Genomic DNA, 4898 nt, shown 5'->3' on the forward strand with positions numbered 1-4898 from the left:
GCCAACGGCCACCCTCAAAGCCGTCTAGACGATCTGCTACCGTGGAACTTCACGCCGTCAAGATAAGCTGACTGTGGCCCACAGCGAACGCTTACACCTCATCGGCGGCCCGAGCCTGATCAGCGCTGGAGTAATCAACCACCGGCGGGCAGGGCGCGCGGGCTTCAGAACCTGCCATCGCGCAGCCGGTCAGCCAGAGCATCACGATCAGGAGGGCGGCGGGCGGCGGCGTCGAGCATCTGGCGGTGGATCGCATCGTTTCTCTCTCGGGCATCAAGCCGTTCGGCGGCGCGCCCGGCGCGTTCACCAGCGCGGCGCAGGTTCAAAAGGAACAGCAGGATCGCTGCCGTGGCGAGGATGAGGCCCAGCGCTTTGCGCGCCGGGCCATGAGTCAGGAGCCAGCCGATCACCGCTGGCCCCGTTTCCAGTCGTCGAGTCGGGCGTGGATGGTGACGGCGATGCCGATCAACGCGATGGCGATCAGCACCCAGCGCAGGGTGTCGAGGTAGGGGACCAGCGGCTGGATCGTGGACTGCGTTTCGGCAAGAACGTCCTGCAGCAATTCGACCCCAGCCGCACCGACAGTTGCGGCACCCGCCGCACCGCCACCGCGCAGCGTGCGGCTTTCCGAAAGGACTTCGCGCGCAGGCGGCAGTTCCGGGGCGAAGGGCACGGGCCGCGCCGGGAAGGGATCGCCCCAGGACCGTGCGGGACCAAGGTCGATGTGCATGAAACCTGAGCGGGGATAGGTGCCGAAGCCAAGAAAGCCGACGGCACGGGCGGCTTCGGCGAATGCGACCGGATCGTGGTTGGCCATGGCGATGTCGAACGCCGTGCCCTGCATGTGCTTCGAGGCCGGGGCCCCGCCGACGGCGCGGTTGTGTTCCGGGCTGCGATAGGCGGAGCGGATGATCAGCGGCTTGCCCAGCCGGTCGCGCAGGGCCTGCAGTTTGTCCATGGCCTCGGTGTTGATCTTGATTGCCCCGGTACCGCGACAGGCGATCTCGGCGGCCGAGAAGTTCGGCCAGCGCCAGATGTTGGCGGGTACGTCGCGCCAGTGGGGGTAGGTCAGGGTGGGCATGGTGGTTCCTCCAGATGAAAAAACCCGCCCCCGCGCGGCAAGGCCGCGCAGACTTTAGGTTCTGGCGGGCATTGCCCGCCGGGGGCGGGGGATGCGGTCGTGGTGGTGTGGTCGCCAGGCGGTCAGTCGGATCGGCCGCGCTGGAAGGCGTCGAAGAGCATGTCCCGCATGGATCGGATGTCCGTCTCGATCCGGTCGAGGCGGTCGCCATCCACCTTGCGATCTTCGCTGCGCTGCTTGTCGGTGCGGTCGCGTTCGGTAATGAGTTCCCGGTCGAGCCGGTCCAGCAGGGCCTCGTTGGTGAAGGCCTTGCGCGTGATCGCCGCGATCAAGGCCATGGTGCCACCGATCAGGGCGGTCAGCGCGGCGGTGATCCCGTGATCCCGGAAGGCCCGCGCGACCTCCCCGGCGAGAGTGGTCTGGTCGTTCATGATGGTCCTTTCATTGCCGCAGGCTGCGGTTGGTCAGAAATCAGTTTCGAGGTAGACACCGGCGCAGTCGTAGGCGACGGCAGCGGCGGTTGCGCCGGTGTTCAGGAACAGCCTCGGCGACAGGAATTGCGTCGCAGCGGGCAGGTCAGCGGTGATCTCCTGTTCGAAGACCGCGCCGGAAACCTCGTCGACGACACGCACCCAGACCGAGTTGCCATTCGGCGCGGCGGCGATGAAGAGCGTCAGCACGCCGCCCGTCGCGATGGCGAAGGACGCCCCCATGTCAGTCAGGGTCGGCGCCCCGGTGCCGTCATTGGCCACCAACTGCCACCGGGTGTGCGTCCCTCGCTGGAAGCCGATGCCGATACAGTTGATGGCTGCGGCCAGCGTCAGGGTCGTGGCCAGCGCTGCGGTCGATCCATAGAGGCCGAAGAACGCCATCCCGGTCGCCTGCAGCGTCGTCAGCGAAATCCGCGTCACGAAGGTCCAGCCGCCCAAGCCCGCCGCATTGCCGCGCCAGCAGGCCCAGCCTGCGGAACGCTGGTCTGCGACCGAGTCCACGACCGCCGCCGAGGTCAGACGCCAGCGCCGCATACTGGCGGCAAGGTTGGTGGCGGCGAGGGTCGGGTGCGACACGGTGCCAACCGAGGTGATCGGCAGGCCTTCGGTCGTGATCGTGGTGCTGACCGAGGGCGACCAGTTGGCAATCCGGTTCACCCCGAAGTGGGGCTGCAGGGGGAAGTCACGCCCCGAGGGGCGCATCACGTCGATCCATGGCGCGCCTGCGCGGTTGCGCGCGTAGACCGATGCCTTGCCCGAGGGCGGCGGGGTCGGCGCAGCCGCCAGCCCCGGCAGGACCGTCGGCTGCGGCAGTTCCACCTGGCCGCTGGTGCGGTCGATCCGGATCGCATCGAAGAAGGCCGAGCCATCCGGGCTGACCTTGAAGCTGAAGTCGTCATTGCCGAGGAGACCGATCAGCGCGCGGGCGGAGAAGCCGGTCTTGAACGCGAAGGCCGCGTCGTTCCCGGCGGCGGCCTTGTTCACCGTGGCTTCGATCCCCGCGCCTGCGTTGTTCAGCAGCACCGCAGGCGTATTGATCGAGAGCCGGTTGTAGCTGTCGGCTGTTGCCCCGCCGAGGCCCAAGAGCTGCGCCGTCAGGTTCGCCTGGGGCATGCCGACCTGCGTGACGGCATTGGCGAAGGTGACCGTTGGCGTGTTGATGACTGTCGTGCCGCCCGCCCCGGCGGTGGCCGAGCCGATGTTCACGACGGTGGTGGATCCGGAGGCGCCGCCGGTGCCGAGGTTCACGGTCTTGGTGACGCCGGTGGTCGTCGCCCCGGTGCCTATGCCGTAAGTGGCGGTGGTCGTCGCCGTGCCGATCGAGGCGCTGGCGGCCGAAACTGTGACTGTGCCGGAGGCGGTCAGCGTCCCCGAAAACGTCTTGTTCCCGGTGAAGGTCTGGGTGCCCGCCAGGATCGCCAGTTCGGACGAGGTGTTCGGCAGGGTGAAGCTGCGGGTGGTTCCGGCGCTGATGCCCGCCAACGAGAAGGTCGCCTTCTTTGTCGGGTCCGCATCGTTCACCAGGCTGAACACGGCGTCCGAGACGTCGCGGGGCTCGCCCACGACCTCCCAGGCGCTGCCGGTCCAGACGAGGAACAGCCCCTCGGCCGCGACCCAAGTGAGCCAGCCGGTGCGCGGCACGAGGCGGATCCACGCGCCGTCGACCCAGAAGGCAATGTTCAGATCCCACCCCGCCCAGAGGCCAGTCGCTCCGGAGGCCACCAGATGCCGGTTGCCGTCGGCCGGGCTGGCCGGGGGCGCCGTCCGCGTGCGGTCGAGGACCGAGAGCTGCACCATGGCATCGAGCAGGCGTAGGGCTTCGTTATGGGTGACATGCTTCTGCGCTTGGGCCGCCAGAAGATAGGGCAGGCCCAGATGGGTCGTGGTGTCGGACATGGGAGTTCCCGTCAGAACTGGAGGGACACGGTCGCGGGCGTACCGCGCCCGAGGCGGTTCGAGAGCTGGAAGATGCGGAGCGCCAGCATCTGGCTGGGCCCCAGTGGCGCACCCCAATCTGCTGTCTGCTGAGCGGCGGTGTAGAGGACGGAGGGCGTACTGCTGGTCAGCGTGCGCTTGATCGCAGCGCCGTCGAGGATCTGGACGTCGTAGGATTCCAGGTCCTCGGCCAACGGCACTTCGACCTGTTCCCAGGCATCGGCGACCAGCGCGCGGGATCGCCGTGTCCAGCGGATCGTCAGATCGCCCGGGCTGCGGGCCGTCCGCCACGGTTGCCCGACATGAACTGGTGCGAAGGGCACAAGGCCCCGCCCGGTCGGCGTAAAGCCCACTGCGGCGTAGCTCGCATCGCTGACCGCGCGCGCGGCCGGGCCCACGCGCCAGTTCCATGGCAGGCCGAGATCGGCCTCGGCGATGGGCAGCGATGCCAGCGTTGCATCCAGCACCACGACCCGCGCTCCGGCCGGGGCGGGATTGCCCATGGCATGTTCCGTACCGCGCTGGCCGCGCAGGAGGCGGGTCAGGCGGTACCGGCCGGGGGCGATCAGTTCGGCCGCGCCTGCTTGGACGATTTCCCAGACCCCAGCCGCGGGCTCGACGGCTAACGCATTGGCCCCGCTGAAGAGGGCCACGTCGGTCACGCTTTCCAGCGTACCGGACAGCAGATTGACGACCAGCTGATTGCCCAGATCGAAGCGCGAGGTCGGCCCCGGAAAGAAGTCGAAGGCCAGCGTGCCGATCCGCGCCCGACTACCGAAGGTCGTCAGCAACGCGAAGCCATCCGTGGAGGCGCTGCGGAACACGGCGATCTCGCCTGGCCAGGGGCTGGCATGGGCGGCAATGAGGGGTCGATGCGCGGGCTGATCCTCGGTGATCTGCGGCAGGTCCAGCATGACCACTTCCGGCATCCCGAAAACGACGGGGCTGGCGAGCGAGGCAGGGCGGGGATCGCCGGGTGGCAGATCGTAGGCGGCGCGGTCCTGACGCACCGCCTCGATCCCGCGCGCCTCGGCATCGGCGACCGAGACGAGGCGGAATTCCACCTCACGGCCATCATGCGCGAGCCGGATGACATCGGCAGGGTCCAGCGCCAACCGCGAGGGCGGCAGGCGGAAGGTGGCGCTCTCCCGTCCGATCCACGCCTCCATCAGCGCGCGGCGGCAGCGGCGTTCGGCCTCCTCGGGCGGGATCGCCATCGGGAAGGACTCGGAAGCGATGCGCGTGGTGTCGACGGTGATGCGCCGCGCCTCGACGAGGGCCGCGTCATAGTCCTCGTCCGCCCGCGCGACCTGCCACTTCAGGGCCTGAGGCAGCTCGGTCTCCTGGCCCCGGGTCAGCTCAAAAGCCTCGCCCTCGCGGCTGGCGACGAG

The 4898-nt window shown here is 68.7% G+C and carries 5 protein-coding genes; all 5 read right to left on the reverse strand.

Annotated elements, in window-relative coordinates:
- Positions 1–164: 164 nt before the first annotated feature.
- Positions 165–410, reverse strand: a complete 246-nt coding sequence (locus CRO07_RS17850) for a hypothetical protein (protein WP_407919646.1) — start codon at positions 408–410, stop codon at positions 165–167.
- Positions 407–1081, reverse strand: a complete 675-nt coding sequence (locus CRO07_RS17855; protein WP_097031975.1) for a YcbK family protein — start codon at positions 1079–1081, stop codon at positions 407–409. The genes CRO07_RS17850 and CRO07_RS17855 overlap by 4 nt, the downstream gene beginning before the upstream one ends.
- A gap of 122 nt (positions 1082–1203) precedes the next feature.
- On the reverse strand, positions 1204–1512 hold the full coding sequence (locus tag CRO07_RS17860; RefSeq protein ID WP_068767754.1) for a hypothetical protein: 309 nt from the start codon (positions 1510–1512) through the stop codon (positions 1204–1206).
- A gap of 33 nt (positions 1513–1545) precedes the next feature.
- Entirely contained in the window at positions 1546–3468 is a 1923-nt protein-coding gene (locus CRO07_RS17865) for a DUF2793 domain-containing protein (protein WP_097031976.1), read from the reverse strand.
- An 11-nt stretch (positions 3469–3479) separates the two neighbouring features.
- The coding region (locus tag CRO07_RS17870) for a phage tail protein (RefSeq protein WP_204840060.1) at positions 3480–4898 on the reverse strand (1419 nt) is incomplete at its 5' end.

This window comes from Cereibacter ovatus (genome assembly GCF_900207575.1).
In the GTDB taxonomy this organism is placed as follows: Bacteria; Pseudomonadota; Alphaproteobacteria; order Rhodobacterales; family Rhodobacteraceae; genus Cereibacter_A; species Cereibacter_A ovatus.